The sequence below is a fragment of the Streptomyces sp. NPDC059009 genome (assembly GCF_042740175.1).
Taxonomy (GTDB): domain Bacteria; phylum Actinomycetota; class Actinomycetes; order Streptomycetales; family Streptomycetaceae; genus Streptomyces.
The window spans coordinates 1-15,244 of the sequence record NZ_JBHYJB010000040.1 but is presented as its reverse complement, the minus strand read 5'-3'; the positions used below and the strand labels follow the sequence as shown (position 1 = coordinate 15,244).

Here is a 15,244-nt window from a genome sequence, read left to right as displayed (position 1 = left end):
CAGGGGAAGTTGCAGGTCAGCGGCGTATGTGCGCCATCCGGGCCACGGGCCCCACCGCAGCCACCCCCTGCCCGTGCCGCACCCGCTCCACCCGCGCCGCCCTGCTCCCGTACAGCGTCACCGACACCACACCGAGCACCGCAAGAAGACCGAGCCCCACTGCCCCGCCCCAGCCGCCCGCCCGGTACGCCGTCGCGCCGAGCGCCGCGCCCGCGCTGGACCCCAGGTAGTACGCGGACTGGTACAGCGCCGACGCCTGCGCGCGCCCCGTCTCGGCGGTCCGGCTCACGGACGACGAGGCCACCGCGTGCCCCGCGAAGAACCCGGCGGTGATCAGGACGAGCCCGAGCAGCACCGCCGCCAGCGCGTCCGAGAGGGAGAGGAGCAGGCCCGCCGCCGTCGTGCCCACCGCCAGATACAGCGCCCCGCGCCGCCCGAGCCGCGCCACGAGCTTCCCGGCCGCCGCCGAGGAGACCGTGCCCACCAGGTACACGAGGAAGATCGAGCCGATCACACCCTGGGGGAGAGAGAACGGCGCCTCCGTCAGGCGGTACCCGATCACGGTGTACACCGCCCCGAACACCGTCATGAAGAGCGCCCCGATCGCGTACAGGCGGCACAGCAGCGGGTTCGAGAGGTGTGAACGGACCGTGCGGGCAAGGGACTTCGGGCTGACCGAGCCCTGCGTGAAGTGCCGGGGCGCGGGCAGCAGCGCCCGGAACGCGAGCGCGCACAGCACGGCGATGACGCCGACCACGCCGACGGCCACGCGCCAGCCCCAGACCTGCGCGACCCAGCCGGTGATGATGCGACCGCTCATGCCGCCGATGGAGTTGCCCGCCACGAACATGCCGATCGCGCCGACCAGCGCCTTCGGCCGCACCTCCTCCGCCAGATACGCCATCGCGGAGGCCGGCAGACCGGCGAGCGCCGCGCCCTGTACGGCGCGCAGCGCGATCAGCGCGCCGATCGACGGCGCGAAGGGGACGAGCAGCCCCACCGCGACCGCGACCGTCAGCGACACCGTCATCAGCGTCCGCCGCCCGAACCGCTCGGACAGCGCGCTCAGCGGCAGCACGAACAGCGCGAGCGCGCCCGTCGCCCCCGACACGGTCCAGCTCGCGGTCGAGGCGCTCACCCCGAAGTCGCCGGAGACGAGGGGGAGCAGGGCCTGGGTGGAGTACAGCAGCGCGAACGTCGCGACCCCGGCGAGGAAGAGGGCGAAGCTCATCCGCCGGAATCCCGGCCCACCGGGCGCCATACGGAGATCGGAGGAGGCGGACGCGGAGTCGGAGGCGGCGGCAGGGAACGACTGATCGAGGGCGACCGCACGACTGTCGTCGGCGGCCGCCCCGCTACTGGCGGAAGGCATGCACCGAACGTACGACCGCTCCACTGATGCGTCCAATGCATGAAAGAGCCATAATCGATCCCGTGCCGCATCAACCGAGCTCACAGCCGCGCCTGTCACGGAACAGTGACACAGAGGACATCGTCACACTGCTCGCCCCGCGGCTCGCCTACTTCGCGGGCGTCGCCCGCACCGAGCACGTGACGCGGGCCGCCCAGGAGCTCCAGGTCCCCCAGTCGACCCTGTCCCGCGCCCTCGTCCGCCTCGAACAGGACCTCGGCGTCGACCTGTTCGCGCGCCACGGCCGCACGGTCTCCCTCACGCCCGCCGGCCGCACGTTCCTGACGTCGGTGGAGCGGGCGCTCGCGGAGGTGGGGAAGGCGGCCGAATCGGTCCGCGCCGACGCCGACCCGGACTCGGGCAAGGTCGCGTTCGGCTTCCTGCACACGATGGGCTCCGAGACGGTGCCCGGCCTGATCCGCGCCTTCCGCGCGGACCACCCGCGCATCCGCTTCAGCCTCGTCCAGAACTACGGGGAGGCCATGATCGAGCGCCTGCGGGCGGGCGACCTCGACCTCTGCCTGACGTCCCCCGTGCCCGACGCCCCCGACCTCGTCGCCCGCCGCCTCGACGAACAGCGGCTGCGCCTGGTCGTCCCCGACGACCACCGCCTGGCCACCCGCAAGCGCGTCCGCCTCGCCGAGACCGCCGACGAATCCTTCGTCACCCTCGAACCGGGCTACGGCCTGCGCCGCATCACCGACGACCTCTGCCAGGAGGCGGGCTTCAAGCCCCGCATCGCCTTCGAGGGCGAGGAGGCGGAGACCCTGCGCGGCCTGGTGGCGGCGGGCCTCGGCGTGGCCCTCCTGCCCCCACCGGCCGTACCGCGCCCGGGAGTTGTCGAACTGACGGTGACGGGCCAGCGGGCGGTCCGCGAGATCGGCGTGGCCTGGCTGGACGGGCACCCGGACACTCCGCCGGTGGCGGCGTTCAAGAGGTTCTTGCTCAGCCGCAAGGGCAACTTGCTCCAACAGTCGGGAGCTCCCGGCCAGTCCGGCGGACCCAGCAGCCCGTCAGGGGGGTCCCCCCTGCTCCTTTAGAGCTTGGGGGAGTTTGAGGACGAGGCCGTTCAGGCCGATACGGGGGTCCGGGGCGAAGCCCCCGAGAGGGCGCCCACGCCGAAGCCGCACCCGACCCGAAGGGTCACCCGATACCCCGCCCGAAGCCGGAGGCCAACGGCATCCGAAGCCCCAGCGGCGGCGGCGCCGCCAACGCGTCCTCCAGGGGCCGCGCGAAGTCCCGCCCGAACAGCACCCCCATCACGAAGTCCACGGCGAGCGCGTGCACTTCGGCATGGTGCTGGCGCAACCCGTGCCCGTCCGAGTGCACTTCGAACCGGCACACCTCCCGGTTCGTCTTCTTGGCCCGCTCCGCGAGCCGGAAGGACAGCTCGGGGTCGGTCCGCAGGTCGTTCGTGCCATGCACGATCAGCACCCGCCGCCCCATCAGCTGCTTCACCGGCTCGGGCGGCGCCGCCACGTCCTCCTCCGGCAGCCAAGGGGCCAGCGCGAGCACGGAGTTGACCGCCGGGTGCCCGGCCGCCCGCAGCGCCGCCCGCCCGCCCATGTCCACGCCGACGAGGCAGACGGGCACGTCCCCGTACCGCCGTACGATCTCGTCGGCCGCCCAGGTCGCGTCGCGCGCCAGCTGCGCCTCGGCCCCGTTCCAGCCGCGGTAGCGGTAGTGCACGACGTGGGTGGCGAGCCCCGCTTCCCGGCCGTCGTGGGCCAGCCGCCGGCCGAGCGCGCGCACCGAGGCGGTGGCGAGCGGGGAGGGTCTGCGGGTGGATGTCTCGTGGCCGGAGGGCAGTAAGAGCACCGCCCCGCTCACCGCCCCGGCGCCGGTACCGATCGCGCGCCCCAGCCTGGCCGAGCGCGCAGGCTCCGCCGTCCCTTGCTGTGCCATGACAGAACAGTGTCAGAAGCCATGGTGTACGCGACCCGTCCGCCGGGTCACTGTTGCGTATCGCTGCGGATCTCCACCGGAATCACCGGCCCGAGGTGTTACGTATAACTGTTCCGTATCGACCGTGCGCGAACCCCCGACGATCTACGCGCGTAGGCGTTAGAGTGCGGAAATGACGAGCCAGCCGAGCCAGAGCAGCGCAACTGGTCCCAGCGACCGCGAGATCCCGAGCCCCGAGCAGATCCGCCGGGCCCCCAAGGTGCTTCTGCACGACCACCTCGACGGCGGCCTGCGGCCGGGCACGATCGTCGAACTCGCCCAGGAGCAGGGCTACACGGGCCTCCCCGAGACCGACCCCGACAAGCTCGGGATCTGGTTCCGCGAGGCCGCCGACTCCGGTTCGCTCCCGCGCTACCTGGAGACCTTCGCCCACACCTGCGCCGTCATGCAGACGAAGGACGCCCTGAAGCGCGTCGCCGCCGAGTGCGCCGAGGACCTCGCCGAGGACGGCGTCGTCTACGCCGAGATCCGGTACGCGCCGGAGCAGCACCTGGAGCAGGGCCTCACCCTCGAAGAGGTCGTCGAGGCGGTCAACGAGGGCTTCCGCGAGGGCGAGCGCCGCGCGAAGGAGAACGGCCACCGCATCCGCGTCGGCGCCCTGCTGACCGCCATGCGGCACGCCGCCCGCGCCCTGGAGATCGCCGAACTCGCCAACCGCTACCGCGACTTGGGCGTCGTCGGCTTCGACATCGCGGGCGCCGAGGCCGGCTTCCCGCCCACCCGCCACCTCGACGCCTTCGAGTACCTGAAGCGCGAGAACAACCACTTCACCATCCACGCCGGTGAGGCGTTCGGCCTCCCCTCCATCTGGCAGGCCCTCCAGTGGTGCGGCGCCGACCGGCTCGGCCACGGCGTGCGCATCATCGACGACATCCAGGTCGCCGACGACGGCACCGTGAAGCTCGGCCGCCTCGCCTCGTACGTGCGCGACAAGCGCATCCCCCTGGAGATGTGCCCCAGCTCCAACCTCCAGACGGGCGCGGCCAGTTCCTACGCCGAGCACCCCATCGGCCTGCTCCGCAAGCTGCACTTCCGCGCGACCGTGAACACCGACAACCGCCTGATGTCGGGCACCAGCATGAGCCGCGAGTTCGAGCACCTGGTCGGTACATTCGGCTACACGCTCGACGACATGCAGTGGTTCACTGTCAATGCGATGAAATCAGCATTCATTCCTTTCGATGAACGACTCGCCATGATCAACGACGTCATCAAGCCCGGATACGCCGAGCTGAAGTCCGAATGGCTGTTCCGTCAGACCGCTTCGACCAGCGGTTCTGTGGAGTAACGGCGAGAATTCGTGCGAACCGTCAGCGGCCGGGAGCCTCAATTCCCGGCCGCATTTCGGTGTTTGCGGGCGTCCCGGCGGCATGTTTACGGTCGGTGCACCGCTCAAAGACCCCGTCATCAAGGACGCATTGAAGATGAAGCAGTCTGCTGCCAAGACCCTCGGTGTCGCCGCGCTCGGTGCCGCCTTCGCCGCCGCCGGTGCGGGTGCCGCCAACGCCGCACCCGCGGTGCCGGACGCGGCCCAGGCCGTCGGCACCGTCACCTCGATGCTGCCGGTCGAGGACGCCGCCAAGACGCTGCCCGCCGGCGCCCCGGAGTCCCTGGCCGCCGGGCAGAACGCCCTCGCGAGCGGCCTCAGCACCGCCAAGCCCACCATCGAGCAGACCGCCCCCTCGGTCCTGCCGAGCGACGACAAGGCCGACACCAAGGCCGCTGAGAAGGGCGGCGACCCGCTCTCCGGCCTGCTCGGCGGCCTGCCCGTGAGCAGCAGCAGCCTGCCGGTCGGCGGCCCCGGCGGCGGCCTGCCCGTCAGCATGGGCTGACCGCACGCGCCGAAGCTCCGCGCATACGAGGATGGGGCGCCCCCTGCACAGGGGGCGCCCCATCCTCGTACTCATGTGGTCGTCACCAGGCTTCGCGGGCGCCGGCCTTGCCCTCCGAGGGCAGCAGGATCCACAGCGCGATGTAGAGCAGGAACTGCGGGCCGGGGAGCAGGCAGGAGAGCACGAAGATCACGCGCATCGTCGTCGCCGACGTACCGAAGCGGCGGGCGAGGGCCGCGCACACTCCGCCGATCATCCGGCCGTGGGTGGGGCGGGCAAGGGCGGTCATGGCGGGCTCCTTCAGAACCGTAGGGACGAGGCTCCTGTGTGGGCCTCTCGATGTCCTCAAAGCTACGGTCGTGAAGGGGGCAAAGCGTCGGACTACGGGGCGATCCCGACCCTGGGAATCGTCGGGGTCGACCCCTGAGGGATGTCCTCCCGCGGACCTGCGACGGCTCGTCCCGTGGAGCGACAGCGGCGCAGCCTGGCCCGGGCGGCGGGCACCACCGCGAGATGCGCGAGGGCCACCCCGACGGTGTTCAGGAGCAGCGAGTCGACGTCCACGACCTGCCCCGGCACCCCGGTCTGCAACAGCTCGATGCCGAGGGAGAGCAGCGCGCCCGCCGCGACGGTGCGCGTCAGCGACGCCACCGGCGACACGTCGAGCCGCCCCCCGGCCAGCGGAAGCAGCACCCCGAGCGGCGCGAGCAGCAGCATGCCGCTGCCGAGGTGCCGGGCGGCCTCCCCGGGGCCGAGTGCCAGGTCCGCCTTGATCCCGGCGAAGGGCTGGAGGTTCGCCGCGCTCACATACGGCACGTCCAGCGGACGCAGCGTGAGCCAGCCGACGAACAGAAGATGCGCGACGAGGAGGAATCCTCCTGCCACACGGATGCGGATGGCGGCACCGTGGCCGCCCGAGCCTTGACGCACGCCCCCCAAGACGCCCGCACCGGGAGGATCGGTTCCGCCTCCCCCGCTTCTCCGGTCGCGCTACTTCACCGTCTCCGACGGCGGCGCCTCCGTGCCGGGCCGTGCGCGCACCTCAGGCGTGCACTCGTAGCGCTCCAGGGGGTCGTCGCCCGGGCCGCCGAGCACCACCGAGCGGTCGCCGTCCGCCGCCGCGCTGCTGGCGTACGTGCAGACGATCTGGGCGAGCGCGAACGACGACAGGTCCTCGGGCCGCGTACTGAAGCGGAGCGCGTCGTCGGGGTCGCCCGCGCGCGGGCCGGAGACCACCGTGCCGCCGCGCACGTCGGTGGAGAAGCCCGCCTGCTCCTCGGCCTCCGACGGCGACGTGGCGAGCTGGTCCAGGAGCGCCTGCGCGATGCGGACGCGGTCCGTGGTGGGCTTGTCCGTGGCGATCCGCACCGACCGGTCCACGGTCACCAGCTGCGCCCCGCACACCAGATAGACCTGCACCGGCACCGCGCTGCTCGACTTCGAGGTGAGCCCGTCGCCCGACAGGAGACAGGCCGAACGGGAGGGCGCGGGACCGAAGTCGGTGGGCACCTCCGTCGACCGGATCCCGCACCCGGCGAGCACCGTGGCGAGCGCCCCGACGAGCACTCCGGCGCGCAGCGCCCGCCCCCTCATCGGGCACCCCCTTCGGAGCTCTCGCCGTTCCCGTCGCCGTTCTTGCTCTCTGTCTGGTCCGTCGCCGTCAGGGGCGAGGCGTCCCGGGGCAGGCGCAGCGTGAAGACGGCGCCGCCCTTGGGGTGGTTGGCCGCGGTGATCTCGCCTCCGTGGATGTGCGCGTTCTCCAGGGCGATGGACAGGCCGAGCCCGCTGCCCTCCGAGCGCGGCCGCGAGGCACTGGCCTTGTAGAACCGGTCGAAGACGTGCGGCAGCACGTCCTGGGGGATGCCGGGCCCGTGGTCGCGCACGCCGATCACCAGCTTCTCGCCCTCCAGGCGCACCGAGACCGCCACCGGCGAGCCGCCGTGCTTGAGGGCGTTGCCGATCAGGTTGGCCAGGATGACGTCGAGGCGCCGCGGGTCGAGCCGGACGATGCTGCCCCGCTCGGCGTCGAGCTCGACGGCGTCGAGCCAGGCCCGCGCGTCGATGCACGCGGTGATCTGGTCGGCGATGTCGACGTCGTCCAGGACGAGACGGGCCGTGCCCGCGTCGAAGCGGGTGACCTCCATCAGGTTCTCCACCAGGTCGTTCAGGCGCCGGGTCTCGCTGACCACGAGACGTACGGCGGGTTCGATCATCGGGTCCACGGAGCCGGTCTCGGCGTCGAGCTCCTCCTCCAGGACCTCCGTCACGGCGGTGATGGCGGTCAGCGGGGTGCGCAGCTCGTGGGACATGTCGGCGACGAAGCGCCGCGACGCCTCGTCCCGCGCGCTCATGTCCTCGACCTTCTTCTCCAGGTTCGCCGCGGTCCGGTTGAACGTCCGTGACAGATCGGCGAGTTCATCGGTCCCCGACACCCGCAGCCGCGTATCGAGCTTCCCCTCACCGAGCCGCCGCGCCGCGACACCGAGCCGGTGCACCGGCTTCAGCACAGTGGTCGCCGCGGCCTGGGCGAGCAGCGCCGCCCCGATGAGCGCGAGCCCGGTCGCGATGGCCAGCGACCACCCCAGCGAACTCAGGTCCTTGGCCTCCGGCTCCAGGGACTTGAGCATGTACGCGGTCGGCCCGCCCCCGATCACCTTGGCGCCGCCCACCAGATACGGGGTGCCGTGATCGACGGTGCGCTGCCAGTACAGGTGGTAGGGGCTCTTGTTGCTGGAGGTGAGCGGCTGCTCCTTGTCGACCGCCTGCCGCAGCGACTTGGGCACCTTGGCCAGCGTGAACTGCCCCAGGTCCGAGTAGCCGGTGACGGTGTCGCCCTGGGCGTCCGTCGCGATCAGCAGCACGCTGTAGCCCTGGCTGCTGCTCGCCATCAGGCCCACGGCCTGCTGGAGTTGGTCCCGCGTCGGGTGCGGCGGCAGCGCGGCTGCGCGCGTCTGCAGCTGCTGCTGGAAGTCCTTCAGCGCCGCGTCCTGCGCGCGCGTGAGCACCGCTTCGCGGTTGAGCCAGTACGCGATGCCCGAGGCGCTGACCGCCGCGGTGAGCGCCACGAGGGCGAACACCACGACGAGCCGCAGCCGCAGACTCGTGAAGCGCAGTCCCGCCAGTATCGCCTTGCGCGCCGCGGCCCAGCCGCGGAGCTTGTCCTGCGGTTTGGTCACTGAGGCGTGTCCAGCCGATAGCCGACGCCGCGCACCGTACGGATCAGGGTCGGCGAGGACGGCACGTCCTCCACCTTCGCGCGCAGCCGCTGTACGCACGCGTCCACGAGCCGCGAGTCACCGAGGTAGTCGTGCTCCCACACCAGCCGCAGCAACTGCTGCCGCGACAGGGCCTGTCCGGGCCGGCGGCTCAGCTCAAGCAGCAACCGCAGCTCGGTCGGGGTCAGTTGCAGGTCCTCGCCGTTCTTGGTGACGGTCATCGCGGCCCGGTCGATCACCAGAGAGCCGAAGGAGGCCGCGTCGTTGGCCTCCCGCTCACCGCGCCGCAGCACCGCGCGGATCCGCGCGTCAAGGACCCGCCCCTGCACGGGTTTCACCACATAGTCGTCGGCGCCCGACTCCAGGCCCACGACCACGTCGATGTCGTCGTTGCGCGCGGTGAGCAGGATGATCGGCAACTGGTCGGTGCGCCGGATGCGACGGCACACCTCGAAGCCGTCGATGCCCGGCAGCATCACATCCAGCACGATCAGGTCCGGCCGCTGCTCGCTGAGCAGCTTCAGGCCGTCCTCGCCGGTGGCAGCAGTGGCCACCCGGTGCCCCTGGCGCGTCAGTGAAAGCTCCAGGGCCGTCCGGATGGCGTCGTCGTCCTCGATCAGCAACAGGGAAGGCACGGACGTCATTCTGTCCCATGGCACGGCCCCAGTTCGACCGTCGGAGCGCTCCCACACTCGACCCACACGACCCGGAGCCCTGTGACAGGCCTGTGACAGTCGGCGGACACCGTCATGAAGTGGCTCGGGCAGAGTTTTGGTCACACGGAAAAGCCGGACTCCACCGACGGGGGGCGCAAGATGAACACGCTGCACAGCACCAGCTCAAGCGCAGTTGTCACGCGTCTGCACGATGTCGCGAGGAGCCAGGAGAAGTCCGGTGCCGTGAGCGGGCGGGGGTGCGCTCGCGGCACCGGGCGTCAGCACACCGCGTACATGACGGTGGTTGACGCACACCACGGGGGAAACGACGGGGGAGCTCACGGGGGAGCCGCGTACGGGGAGGACACGGGGGAGCGGACGTCCCTGTCGGAGGCGGAGTTCACCGCCTACGTCCAGGAGCGCCGCGCCTCCCTGTACGCCACCGCCTACCACCTGACCGGTGACCGCTTCGAGGCCGAGGACCTGCTGCAGAGCGCCCTCTTCTCGACGTACCGGGCGTGGGACCGCATCAGCGACAAGGCGGCCGTCGGCGGCTATCTCCGTCGCACCATGACCAACCTGCACATCAGCGCGTGGCGCCGCCGCAAGCTGAACGAATACCCGACCGAGGAGCTGCCGGAGACGGTGGGCGACACGGACGCGATGCGCGGCACCGAGCTGCGCGCCGTCCTGTGGCAGGCCCTGGCCCGGCTGCCCGAACTCCAGCGCACCATGCTGGTCCTGCGCTACTACGAGGGCCGCACGGACCCGGAGATCGCGGACATCCTCGACATCAGCGTGGGCACGGTGAAGTCCAGCATCTGGCGCTCCCTGCGCCGGCTGCGCGAGGACGAGGTCCTCAGCTTCGGCCGTGACCAGGAGGAGTCCTTCGGCGAGCTCGTGGCCTGAGGGATCTGGGGGGAACACGGGGGAATACGGGGAAACGGGGGCCGCCGCTCCGGGGGGACGCGGCGGAGCAGAGAGCGGGACCGGAAGGCCGGGGGGTCTTTCCGGTCCCGTTTTTTGCGCCTGAACCGGCACCGCTCTCGCGGACCGCATGGCTCGCCGCGGGGGCTGCTCACGTGATGGTTGCGGTGTTCTTCGCCTTGACGCATCTGCCCGCCGCGGCGGCGGCCACGCGGCCGAACGCCTCGTCCTTGCCGCAGGGGTGGGCCCCAAGTGCCGCCTGGCGGGCGACGATTGCGCGCTCGGCGCGCATCAGGCGCCAGCCGCGGCGCAGCAGGAACGGCACGGACTTGCGGCCCTCGCGCAGATCACGCAGCAGGCGGCGGCGGAACGTGGTGGCGGGGCGGCCGCGCAGACAGATCGCGTCGGCGAGGACGCCGAGTTCCCGGCAGCGCGCCACGATGTCCGCCGCGAAGATGCCCTCCGCGACGAACAGCGGGGTGCGCTCGATGTCCATCGGCTCCTCGCCGGTGCGCGAACTGGTCGCGATGTCGTACACGGGTACGCGCGTACGACCCTTCTGGCACAGCTCCACGATGGCGGCGACCGCCACGTCCTCGTCCCACGACAGCGGGGAGTCCCAGTCGATGTCCGCGCTGCCCGGGACCTGCGGGAGCGTCGGGTCGCCGGCTTCCTTGTAGAAGTCGTCGAGGCAGAGGACCGGGAGGCCGGAGCGGGCGGCGAACGAGGACTTGCCGGAGCCGGAGGGGCCGGCGAGCAGCACGACCCGGGTGGGTATCGGGGGATGGGAACTCACGAGAGACCAGTGTGCGGCATTGGGCCGCGCAGGCGACCTCGCGGGTAGCCCTTTTGTCTCCGTATCACGGCTCAACTACTCTACGTGCGCGCTCGATTACTGTTCTGTGCGCATCGTCGAGGACAGGTGGAACAGCAGCCATGGCAGGACGACACGCAAGTCCCCAACCCCCCTCCCGCGCCCTCCTGCGCGCGGGGCTGACCCTCGGTGTCGCGGGTGCGGCGCTCGGTGTCGGCGGCGCCGCGACGGCGAGCGCGGCGCCGGTGTCGACGTCGCAGGCCGTGGGTCTGGCCACGCCGGTCGGCCACTTCGACGCCGCGACGCCGGGGCAGGCCGTGACCGAGGCGGTGCACCGCTCGACGGCGGGCGGCCTCGCCCCGGCCAAGCACCTGCGGCTCGACCCGCTCGCCGGTACGGGCGTCGACCCGCTGGACAACTCCCTTGGCACCCAGGTCGCGGACTTCAAGCCGGTGAGCTCGGCGGCCCTGACCGGCCCGCTCGCGCAGGGCGGCTCCCTGGACGACGTGCCTGTGGTGGGGCAGGCGACCGGACTGCTGCCCGGCTAGTACCTGTAGCTGTGGGCACGCCGGAAGCCCCGGCCTCCTGGACGGCGGAGGCCGGGGCTTCTGGTGTGCTCAGGGGTCTGAGGCACGCGGGCGCGTGTCGGCTCAGTAGGCGGAGCCTGAGGCGCCGAGGGAGCCCGTGGGGTGCCAGACCGTCTTGGTCTCCAGGAAGGACGTCAGGCGGTCCGTGCCGGGGTCGGCCGACCAGTCGTCCACAGGCTGTGGACGGCGGACCCGCTTCAGGTTGTCGGCGGCCGCGATCTCCAGCTCCTTGGCGAGGACGTCGTCGGCGCCCGCGAGGTCGATCCCGTTCACGTCCTGGTGCGCGGCGAGCGACGGGGCGATCTCCGCGGCCCTGCCCGACAGGACGTTCACGACGCCGCCCGGCAGGTCCGAGGTGGCCAGGACCTCGCCCAGGGAGAGGGCGGGCAGCGGGGACTTCTCGCTCGCGACGACGACCGCGGTGTTGCCGGTCGCGATCACGGGTGCGACGACGGAGACCAGGCCCAGGAAGGACGACTCCTGGGGGGCGACCACGGCCACCACACCCGTCGGCTCCGGGGTCGAGAGGTTGAAGAACGGGCCCGCGACCGGGTTCGCCCCGCCCACGACCTGGGCGATCTTGTCGGTCCAGCCCGCGTACCAGACCCACCGGTCGATGGCGGCGTCCACGACGGCGGCGGCCTTCGTCTTCGACAGCCCCTCGGCGTCGGCGACTTCGCGGACGAACTGGTCCTTGCGCCCCTCCAGCATCTCGGCGATGCGGTAGAGGATCTGGCCGCGGTTGTACGCCGTAGCGCCCGCCCAGCCGCCGAACGCCTTGCGTGCCGCGACCACGGCGTCCCGGGCGTCCTTGCGGGACGAAAGCGGCGCGTTCGCCAGCCAGTTGCCCTTTGAGTCGGTCACCTCGTACACCCGGCCGCTCTCGGAACGCGGGAACTTCCCGCCCACGTACAGCTTGTAGGTCTTGAAGACGGACAGCCGCTGCTGCTCGGACTTCTTCTCCGACCTCTCAGACTTCTCCGACTTCTCAGACATCGAGGTAAGCCTCCAGACCGTGGCGGCCGCCCTCGCGGCCGAAGCCCGACTCCTTGTAGCCGCCGAAGGGCGAGGTCGGGTCGAACTTGTTGAACGTGTTGGCCCAGACGACGCCCGCGCGCAGCTTGTTCGCCACGGCGAGAATCCTCGACCCCTTCTCGGTCCAGATGCCCGCCGACAGGCCGTACTGGGTGTTGTTGGCCTTGGCGACGGCCTCGTCCGGCGTACGGAAGGTGAGCACCGAGAGGACCGGGCCGAAGATCTCGTCGCGGGCGACGGTGTGGGCCTGAGTGACGTTCGTGAAGAGCGTCGGGGCGAACCAGTAGCCGGAGCCGGGCAGTTCACAGGGCGCGGACCAGCGCTCGGCGCCCTCGGCCTCGCCGGTCTCCGCGAGCGCGGTGATGCGGGCGAGCTGCTCGGCGGAGTTGATGGCGCCGATGTCGGTGTTCTTGTCGAGCGGGTCGCCGAGGCGCAGGGTCGAGAGCCGCGCCTTGAGCCGCTCAAGGACCTCGTCCTGCACCGACTCCTGTACGAGGAGGCGGGAGCCGGCGCAGCAGACCTGCCCCTGGTTGAAGAAGATCCCGGTGACGATCCCTTCCACCGCCTGGTCGACGGGGGCGTCGTCGAAGACGATGTTGGCGCCCTTGCCGCCGAGTTCGAGCGTGAGCTTCTTGTCCGTACCGGCGACGGTGCGGGCGATCTGCTTGCCGACGGCGGTGGAGCCGGTGAAGGCGACCTTGTTCACGTCCGGGTGGGCGGTCAGGGCCGCACCCGCGTCCCCGTATCCGGGAAGGATGTTGACGACGCCCTTGGGGAGACCGGCCTGCCGGCAGATGTCCGCGAAGAACAGGGCGCTCAGAGGCGTGGTCTCGGCGGGCTTCAGGACGACGGTGTTGCCGGTGGCGAGCGCCGGGGCGATCTTCCACGCCAGCATGAGCAGCGGGAAGTTCCAGGGGATGACCTGGCCCGCGACGCCGAGGGCCTTCGGGTTCGGCCCGAAGCCCGCGTGGTCCAGCTTGTCGGCCCAGCCCGCGTAGTAGAAGAAGTGCGCGGCGACGAGGGGCAGATCGGCGTCCCTCGTCTCCTTGATGGGCTTTCCGTTGTCGAGCGTCTCCAGGACGGCGAGCTCGCGGCTGCGCTCCTGGATGATGCGGGCGATCCGGAACAGGTACTTGGCGCGCTCGGCGCCGGGCAGCGCGGACCAGCCGCCGAACGCCTTGCGGGCGGCCTTGACGGCCCGGTCGACGTCTTCGGAGGAGGCTTGCGCGACCTCGGAGAGGACCTCTTCCGTGGACGGCGAGACCGTCTTGAAGACCTTGCCGTCGGCGGCCTCGGTGAACTCGCCGTCGATGAACAGGCCGTAGCTGGGCGCGATGTCGACGACGGAGCGGGACTCGGGCGCCGGTGCGTAGGCGAAGGGGTTCGGAGCAGGGGAAGTCTGCGTTTCCATGGTCATGAGGTCTCAGTCCACCGTCACGTAGTCGGGACCGGAGTAGCGTCCGGTGGCCAGCTTCTGGCGCTGCATCAGCAGATCGTTGAGCAGGCTCGACGCACCGAAGCGGAACCAGTGGTTGTCCAGCCAGTCGGCGCCCACCGTCTCGTTCACGAGGACGAGGAACTTGATGGCGTCCTTGCTGGTGCGGATGCCGCCGGCGGGCTTCACTCCCACCTGGACCCCGGTCTGGGCGCGGAAGTCGCGGACGGCCTCCAGCATGAGGAGCGTGTTGGCGGGGGTGGCGTTGACGCCGACCTTGCCGGTGGAGGTCTTGATGAAGTCGGCCCCGGCCAGCATCCCGATCCAGCTGGCACGCCGGATGTTGTCGTACGTCGACAGCTCCCCGGTCTCGAAGATGACCTTGAGGCGGGCCGCGCCGGACGCCTCCTTCACGGCGCGGATCTCCTCGTAGACCTTCATGTAGTCGCCCGAGAGGAAGGCGCCGCGGTCGATGACCATGTCGATCTCGTCGGCTCCCGCGGCGACGGCCTCGCGCACGTCACCGAGCTTCACGTCGAGGGCGGCGCGGCCGGCGGGGAAGGCGGTGGCCACGGAGGCGACCTTGACGTCGCTGCCGGCGAGGGCGGCCTTGGCGGTGGCCACCATGTCCGGGTAGACGCAGACGGCCGCGGTGCGCGGGGCGGAGCGGTCGGTCGGGTCCGGGTTGAGCGCCTTGGTGCTCAGGGACCGGACCTTGCCCGGGGTGTCTGCGCCTTCCAGGGTCGTCAGGTCGATCATCGAGATGGCCAGGTCGATGGCGTACGCCTTCGCCGTGGTCTTGATCGAGCGGGTGCCGAGGGCTGCGGCGCGAGTCTCCAGGCCGACCGGGTCCACGCCGGGGAGGCCGTGCAGGAAACGGCGGAGGGTGTGGTCTGACGTGGTCGCTTCTGCGAGGGGGCCTTGGCCTTGGGCGGGTGCAGTGGGCATGGTCACGAGCTGAGCATATCTACGCGCGTAGCGGCTGTACAGGGGTCGGTCCCCTCTTGGGCAGGGGGCCCTTGGGGGTGGGGCGCCCCACCCGTGGGCCGGGGTGGTCTTTCCGGGGTGGGCGGGTGGCCCCTGCCGGGGGCTTCTTCCCCAACCCCGCCCCTTCCCGAATCCGGCGACTCCGTCGCCCCTGGGGCGCTCTTCCTGGGGCTTCGCCCCTAGACCCCCGATCGGCCTGAACGGCCTCGTCCTCAAACGCCGGACGGGCTGAATGGCGCCCCCGACCCGCAGACGGAGAACCGGCGGGAGGGGTGGGGACGCGGCGGTATGTCCGCCCGCAGTACAGCAACCCGCCCACTCCAGTACTCATGTACCCCTACGGCGCCCCCGGCTTTTCGAGGACGGACATACCGCCGCGT

16 protein-coding genes are annotated in these 15,244 nt (G+C 71.3%); 5 read left to right on the top strand and 11 right to left on the bottom strand.

Annotated elements, in window-relative coordinates:
- Nucleotides 1-16: 16 nt before the first annotated feature.
- Entirely contained in the window at nucleotides 17-1,372 is a 1,356-nt protein-coding gene (locus ACFWYM_RS33060) for an MFS transporter (protein WP_384845749.1), read from the bottom strand.
- Between the two features lie 62 nt (nucleotides 1,373-1,434).
- On the opposite strand from ACFWYM_RS33060, the gene ACFWYM_RS33055 reads away from it, so the two are divergent.
- Complete coding sequence (locus tag ACFWYM_RS33055) at nucleotides 1,435-2,451, top strand: LysR family transcriptional regulator (RefSeq protein WP_384845747.1); 1,017 nt, start codon at nucleotides 1,435-1,437, stop codon at nucleotides 2,449-2,451.
- A 103-nt stretch (nucleotides 2,452-2,554) separates the two neighbouring features.
- Here the strand turns inward: ACFWYM_RS33055 and ACFWYM_RS33050 are convergent, their stop codons facing one another.
- Nucleotides 2,555-3,316, bottom strand: coding sequence for an alpha/beta hydrolase (locus ACFWYM_RS33050; RefSeq protein WP_384845745.1), 762 nt, complete (start codon nucleotides 3,314-3,316; stop codon nucleotides 2,555-2,557).
- Between the two features lie 172 nt (nucleotides 3,317-3,488).
- On the opposite strand from ACFWYM_RS33050, the gene ACFWYM_RS33045 reads away from it, so the two are divergent.
- Together ACFWYM_RS33045 and ACFWYM_RS33040 are read left to right on the top strand one after the other, a co-directional pair.
- Nucleotides 3,489-4,664, top strand: a complete 1,176-nt coding sequence (locus ACFWYM_RS33045) for an adenosine deaminase (protein ID WP_384845743.1) — start codon at nucleotides 3,489-3,491, stop codon at nucleotides 4,662-4,664.
- Between the two features lie 136 nt (nucleotides 4,665-4,800).
- The gene (locus tag ACFWYM_RS33040; protein WP_384845741.1) at nucleotides 4,801-5,208 is read left to right on the top strand and encodes an ATP-binding protein; all 408 of its coding nucleotides are present in this window, start codon (nucleotides 4,801-4,803) and stop codon (nucleotides 5,206-5,208) included.
- An 82-nt stretch (nucleotides 5,209-5,290) separates the two neighbouring features.
- On the opposite strand, the gene ACFWYM_RS33035 is transcribed toward ACFWYM_RS33040, so the two are convergent.
- From ACFWYM_RS33035 to afsQ1, 5 genes are all read right to left on the bottom strand, one after another.
- Complete coding sequence (locus ACFWYM_RS33035; RefSeq protein WP_384845739.1) at nucleotides 5,291-5,497, bottom strand: PspC domain-containing protein; 207 nt, start codon at nucleotides 5,495-5,497, stop codon at nucleotides 5,291-5,293.
- A 92-nt stretch (nucleotides 5,498-5,589) separates the two neighbouring features.
- Nucleotides 5,590-6,138 carry a VanZ family protein gene (locus ACFWYM_RS33030; protein ID WP_384845737.1) on the bottom strand — a complete coding sequence of 183 codons (549 nt, stop codon included), beginning with the start codon at nucleotides 6,136-6,138 and terminating at the stop codon, nucleotides 5,590-5,592.
- Nucleotides 6,139-6,198: 60 nt separating this feature from the next.
- A complete protein-coding gene (locus ACFWYM_RS33025) occupies nucleotides 6,199-6,801 on the bottom strand; it encodes a hypothetical protein (protein WP_384845735.1) in 603 nt (200 codons plus the stop codon).
- The gene (locus ACFWYM_RS33020) at nucleotides 6,798-8,384 is read right to left on the bottom strand and encodes an ATP-binding protein (RefSeq protein WP_384845733.1); all 1,587 of its coding nucleotides are present in this window, start codon (nucleotides 8,382-8,384) and stop codon (nucleotides 6,798-6,800) included. Before ACFWYM_RS33020 ends, ACFWYM_RS33025 begins: the two co-directional genes overlap by 4 nt.
- Nucleotides 8,381-9,058: a two-component system response regulator AfsQ1 gene (gene afsQ1, locus ACFWYM_RS33015; protein ID WP_384845731.1), complete on the bottom strand. Its 678-nt coding sequence runs from the start codon at nucleotides 9,056-9,058 to the stop codon at nucleotides 8,381-8,383. The genes ACFWYM_RS33020 and afsQ1 overlap by 4 nt, the downstream gene beginning before the upstream one ends.
- A gap of 180 nt (nucleotides 9,059-9,238) precedes the next feature.
- Here afsQ1 and ACFWYM_RS33010 point away from each other — a divergent pair, with 180 nt between their 5' ends.
- The gene (locus ACFWYM_RS33010) at nucleotides 9,239-9,988 is read left to right on the top strand and encodes a SigE family RNA polymerase sigma factor (RefSeq protein WP_384845729.1); all 750 of its coding nucleotides are present in this window, start codon (nucleotides 9,239-9,241) and stop codon (nucleotides 9,986-9,988) included.
- A gap of 169 nt (nucleotides 9,989-10,157) precedes the next feature.
- Here ACFWYM_RS33010 and ACFWYM_RS33005 read toward each other — a convergent pair whose 3' ends face one another.
- Nucleotides 10,158-10,802 carry a uridine kinase gene (locus ACFWYM_RS33005; RefSeq protein ID WP_384845727.1) on the bottom strand — a complete coding sequence of 215 codons (645 nt, stop codon included), beginning with the start codon at nucleotides 10,800-10,802 and terminating at the stop codon, nucleotides 10,158-10,160.
- Nucleotides 10,803-10,942: 140 nt separating this feature from the next.
- Here ACFWYM_RS33005 and ACFWYM_RS33000 point away from each other — a divergent pair, with 140 nt between their 5' ends.
- Nucleotides 10,943-11,368 (top strand): hypothetical protein, encoded by a 426-nt coding sequence (locus ACFWYM_RS33000; protein ID WP_384845725.1) that lies wholly within the window; start codon nucleotides 10,943-10,945, stop codon nucleotides 11,366-11,368.
- 102 nt (nucleotides 11,369-11,470) lie between these two features.
- Here the strand turns inward: ACFWYM_RS33000 and ACFWYM_RS32995 are convergent, their stop codons facing one another.
- From ACFWYM_RS32995 to deoC, 3 genes are read right to left on the bottom strand one after another with little or no spacing between them, the layout of a single operon-like run.
- Nucleotides 11,471-12,403 carry an aldehyde dehydrogenase family protein gene (locus tag ACFWYM_RS32995; protein WP_384845723.1) on the bottom strand — a complete coding sequence of 311 codons (933 nt, stop codon included), beginning with the start codon at nucleotides 12,401-12,403 and terminating at the stop codon, nucleotides 11,471-11,473.
- On the bottom strand, nucleotides 12,396-13,853 hold the full coding sequence (locus ACFWYM_RS32990; RefSeq protein WP_384845721.1) for an aldehyde dehydrogenase family protein: 1,458 nt from the start codon (nucleotides 13,851-13,853) through the stop codon (nucleotides 12,396-12,398). Before ACFWYM_RS32990 ends, ACFWYM_RS32995 begins: the two co-directional genes overlap by 8 nt.
- Before the next feature lie 12 nt (nucleotides 13,854-13,865).
- A complete protein-coding gene (gene deoC, locus ACFWYM_RS32985) occupies nucleotides 13,866-14,825 on the bottom strand; it encodes a deoxyribose-phosphate aldolase (RefSeq protein ID WP_384845933.1) in 960 nt (319 codons plus the stop codon).
- Between the last annotated feature and the right edge of the window lie 419 nt (nucleotides 14,826-15,244).

What these genes read in the sequence shown, in the direction of transcription:
- ACFWYM_RS32990 (WP_384845721.1), bottom strand. Translation starts at nt 13,853, where the DNA reads ATGGAAACGCAGACTTCCCCTGCTCCGAACCCCTTCGCCTACGCACCG.
- ACFWYM_RS32995 (WP_384845723.1), bottom strand. Translation starts at nt 12,403, where the DNA reads ATGTCTGAGAAGTCGGAGAAGTCTGAGAGGTCGGAGAAGAAGTCCGAG.
- ACFWYM_RS33000 (WP_384845725.1), top strand. Translation starts at nt 10,943, where the DNA reads ATGGCAGGACGACACGCAAGTCCCCAACCCCCCTCCCGCGCCCTCCTG.
- ACFWYM_RS33060 (WP_384845749.1), bottom strand. Translation starts at nt 1,372, where the DNA reads ATGCCTTCCGCCAGTAGCGGGGCGGCCGCCGACGACAGTCGTGCGGTC.
- ACFWYM_RS33010 (WP_384845729.1), top strand. Translation starts at nt 9,239, where the DNA reads ATGAACACGCTGCACAGCACCAGCTCAAGCGCAGTTGTCACGCGTCTG.
- ACFWYM_RS33040 (WP_384845741.1), top strand. Translation starts at nt 4,801, where the DNA reads ATGAAGCAGTCTGCTGCCAAGACCCTCGGTGTCGCCGCGCTCGGTGCC.
- ACFWYM_RS33050 (WP_384845745.1), bottom strand. Translation starts at nt 3,316, where the DNA reads ATGGCACAGCAAGGGACGGCGGAGCCTGCGCGCTCGGCCAGGCTGGGG.
- ACFWYM_RS33035 (WP_384845739.1), bottom strand. Translation starts at nt 5,497, where the DNA reads ATGACCGCCCTTGCCCGCCCCACCCACGGCCGGATGATCGGCGGAGTG.
- ACFWYM_RS33045 (WP_384845743.1), top strand. Translation starts at nt 3,489, where the DNA reads ATGACGAGCCAGCCGAGCCAGAGCAGCGCAACTGGTCCCAGCGACCGC.
- deoC (WP_384845933.1), bottom strand. Translation starts at nt 14,825, where the DNA reads ATGCCCACTGCACCCGCCCAAGGCCAAGGCCCCCTCGCAGAAGCGACC.
- ACFWYM_RS33025 (WP_384845735.1), bottom strand. Translation starts at nt 6,801, where the DNA reads ATGAGGGGGCGGGCGCTGCGCGCCGGAGTGCTCGTCGGGGCGCTCGCC.